The sequence below is a fragment of the Sulfolobus sp. B1 genome, from assembly GCF_007050195.1.
GTDB lineage: Archaea > Thermoproteota > Thermoprotei_A > Sulfolobales > Sulfolobaceae > Saccharolobus.
In genome coordinates, this window is the sequence record NZ_QIMI01000152.1 from 1 (window position 1) to 3,358 (window position 3,358).

At 36.2% G+C, this 3,358-nt stretch carries 2 protein-coding genes and 2 pseudogenes; 2 read left to right on the top strand and 2 right to left on the bottom strand.

Going from position 1 to position 3,358, the window contains the following annotated elements; translation table 11 throughout:
• Nucleotides 1-885, top strand: an 885-nt coding sequence (locus DMP16_RS08645; protein WP_143577107.1) for a mandelate racemase/muconate lactonizing enzyme family protein, incomplete at its 5' end; no start/stop codon positions are given.
• Between the two features lie 245 nt (nt 886-1,130).
• On the opposite strand, the pseudogene DMP16_RS08650 reads toward DMP16_RS08645, so the two are convergent.
• A pseudogene (locus tag DMP16_RS08650) lies at nt 1,131-1,712 on the bottom strand (3-hydroxyacyl-CoA dehydrogenase family protein); the annotation flags it as partial.
• Between DMP16_RS08650 and DMP16_RS08655 the strand changes: the two are divergent.
• Nucleotides 1,707-2,228, top strand: a pseudogene (locus DMP16_RS08655) (3-hydroxyacyl-CoA dehydrogenase family protein); the annotation flags it as partial. The pseudogenes DMP16_RS08650 and DMP16_RS08655 overlap by 6 nt on opposite strands.
• A gap of 245 nt (nt 2,229-2,473) precedes the next feature.
• Here the strand turns inward: DMP16_RS08655 and DMP16_RS08660 are convergent.
• On the bottom strand, nt 2,474-3,358 hold an 885-nt coding region (locus DMP16_RS08660; RefSeq protein WP_143577107.1), incomplete at its 5' end, for a mandelate racemase/muconate lactonizing enzyme family protein.

The window sequence follows — 3,358 nt, forward strand, 5'->3', positions numbered from 1 at the left end:
GCCATGAATGCACTACATTTACCCGCCAAACTACCTTGGATAAAAGAAGCTGAGGTAGAGAGAGGTAGATTATTAACTGATAACAACCCTATTCATGGTAGATTATCTATAGAGAGATGGAATGAGGATTATACGCCAGAAGCATATTCTAAGAGGGCTTTAAAGATGAAAAATGAGGGATTTACAGCGATGAAGTTCGACTTAGACGTTCCTACCCCTTATGTGGATATAAGGAGGATTATGTCTGGAGACTTATCTCTTAAGGATATAGATTACATGGCTAGTATAGTTAGAGCTGTGAGAGAAGCAGTAGGAGATGAGGTAGAAATAATGGTTGACCTTCATTGGAGATATAATTTAAATACTGCAATAAGGATTTGCAAGGCATTAGATCCTTATAGACTGAGGTGGATTGAGGACCCGATACCAGCAATAATGTCCGTTAGTAATTTTGATGAGTTAAAACTTCTTACTTCCCAATGCTCTACTCCGATAGAGACTGGAGAAAATCTGTACACTGTAGTTCAGTTTAAGGATTTGCTAAATACTGGTGTAAGAGTCTGGGCGCCAGACATAGTTAAAGCTGGAGGAATTACTGAGGGGAGAAGAATAGCAGAGCTTGCATCAATGTATGATATAGAGTTCTCTCCCCATAATATTTCCTCGCCTATTGGTACTTTAGCTCACGCTCATTTAGCCAGCATAGCTAATACTTTTGGATTTGTAGAATTTCACGGACATGACGTACCATTTTGGAATGAAATCGTAAAGCCTAAGAGAAGAATCATCGAAAATGGAATTATAAAGCTTACTGATGACCCTGGATTAGGAGTGGACTTAGATGATCAAATTATGAAAAAGTACTGGGAAGACTATGATTTATAGATAGCATTTAAAAATACAATGAACATATAAACTGATCAGCTCCCGCCCTAAAAGGCGAGGTTTATCACTCTATTATCATTTGTGTATCCTATTCTTTCTTATGAAAGTTTTAAATCATTATCTTGATATTTAACCTTCTTCCAGCAATAAAAGCGAGATTCTTGAGTAAGTTGAGCAAAGAAGTAAGATTCTTTCATTTCTCGCTATAGATATATCACAATGTATATACTTTCCTCAGCTAATACTTAATAAAATCCTTTTTTACCTTCTTTTACCATCTCTTCTAGAATTTTATTGGGTTTGTAAGCCTTATATCCTTTGGAATAAATGTCAACTAAATGTTGGTAAATTTTATTAACTCCTAATTCATCAGCAATCTCTAATATCCCTCTAGGGAAATTAAATCCATAAACCATTACTGTATCAATATCTTTAGCATTAACTATATTATTTTCAATAAGCCAACTAGCCTCATTAACCGCCAATGAAATTAGCCTAGCAGGGTCTACTTTACTATGTTGAGGTAGTTCAACTTTCTTATATTTTCCAGGCTCTGGATAAACGTAGAAACCTTTACCACTTTTTACACCTAACTCCTTATTGTCCACTCTTCTTTGATACAGAGAACACTTCACATCTTCGGCTGTCCCGCTCTCTACTATAACCTTCCATAAATCTACTACCACATCTAAACCTACGTAGTCAGCTAACTCAAATATGCCCATTGGTAATTTTAAACCATTCCTCGCTGAACTGTCTACCTCTTGAATTGTTGCCTCTCCGCTCTCCACTTCCCTACACGCCTCTTGTAATAGCCTTAAAAAGAGGTAGACAGTTCAGCGAGGAATGGTTTAAAATTACCAATGGGCATATTTGAGTTAGCTGACTACGTAGGTTTAGATGTGGTAGTAGATTTATGGAAGGTTATAGTAGAGAGCGGGACAGCCGAAGATGTGAAGTGTTCTCTGTATCAAAGAAGAGTGGACAATAAGGAGTTAGGTGTAAAAAGTGGTAAAGGTTTCTACGTTTATCCAGAGCCTGGAAAATATAAGAAAGTTGAACTACCTCAACATAGTAAAGTAGACCCTGCTAGGCTAATTTCATTGGCGGTTAATGAGGCTAGTTGGCTTATTGAAAATAATATAGTTAATGCTAAAGATATTGATACAGTAATGGTTTATGGATTTAATTTCCCTAGAGGGATATTAGAGATTGCTGATGAATTAGGAGTTAATAAAATTTACCAACATTTAGTTGACATTTATTCCAAAGGATATAAGGCTTACAAACCCAATAAAATTCTAGAAGAGATGGTAAAAGAAGGTAAAAAAGGATTTTATTAAGTATTAGCTGAGGAAAGTATATACATTGTGATATATCTATAGCGAGAAATGAAAGAATCTTACTTCTTTGCTCAACTTACTCAAGAATCTCGCTTTTATTGCTGGAAGAAGGTTAAATATCAAGATAATGATTTAAAACTTTCATAAGAAAGAATAGGATACACAAATGATAATAGAGTGATAAACCTCGCCTTTTAGGGCGGGAGCTGATCAGTTTATATGTTCATTGTATTTTTAAATGCTATCTATAAATCATAGTCTTCCCAGTACTTTTTCATAATTTGATCATCTAAGTCCACTCCTAATCCAGGGTCATCAGTAAGCTTTATAATTCCATTTTCGATGATTCTTCTCTTAGGCTTTACGATTTCATTCCAAAATGGTACGTCATGTCCGTGAAATTCTACAAATCCAAAAGTATTAGCTATGCTGGCTAAATGAGCGTGAGCTAAAGTACCAATAGGCGAGGAAATATTATGGGGAGAGAACTCTATATCATACATTGATGCAAGCTCTGCTATTCTTCTCCCCTCAGTAATTCCTCCAGCTTTAACTATGTCTGGCGCCCAGACTCTTACACCAGTATTTAGCAAATCCTTAAACTGAACTACAGTGTACAGATTTTCTCCAGTCTCTATCGGAGTAGAGCATTGGGAAGTAAGAAGTTTTAACTCATCAAAATTACTAACGGACATTATTGCTGGTATCGGGTCCTCAATCCACCTCAGTCTATAAGGATCTAATGCCTTGCAAATCCTTATTGCAGTATTTAAATTATATCTCCAATGAAGGTCAACCATTATTTCTACCTCATCTCCTACTGCTTCTCTCACAGCTCTAACTATACTAGCCATGTAATCTATATCCTTAAGAGATAAGTCTCCAGACATAATCCTCCTTATATCCACATAAGGGGTAGGAACGTCTAAGTCGAACTTCATCGCTGTAAATCCCTCATTTTTCATCTTTAAAGCCCTCTTAGAATATGCTTCTGGCGTATAATCCTCATTCCATCTCTCTATAGATAATCTACCATGAATAGGGTTGTTATCAGTTAATAATCTACCTCTCTCTACCTCAGCTTCTTTTATCCAAGGTAGTTTGGCGGGTAAATGTAGTGCATTCATGGC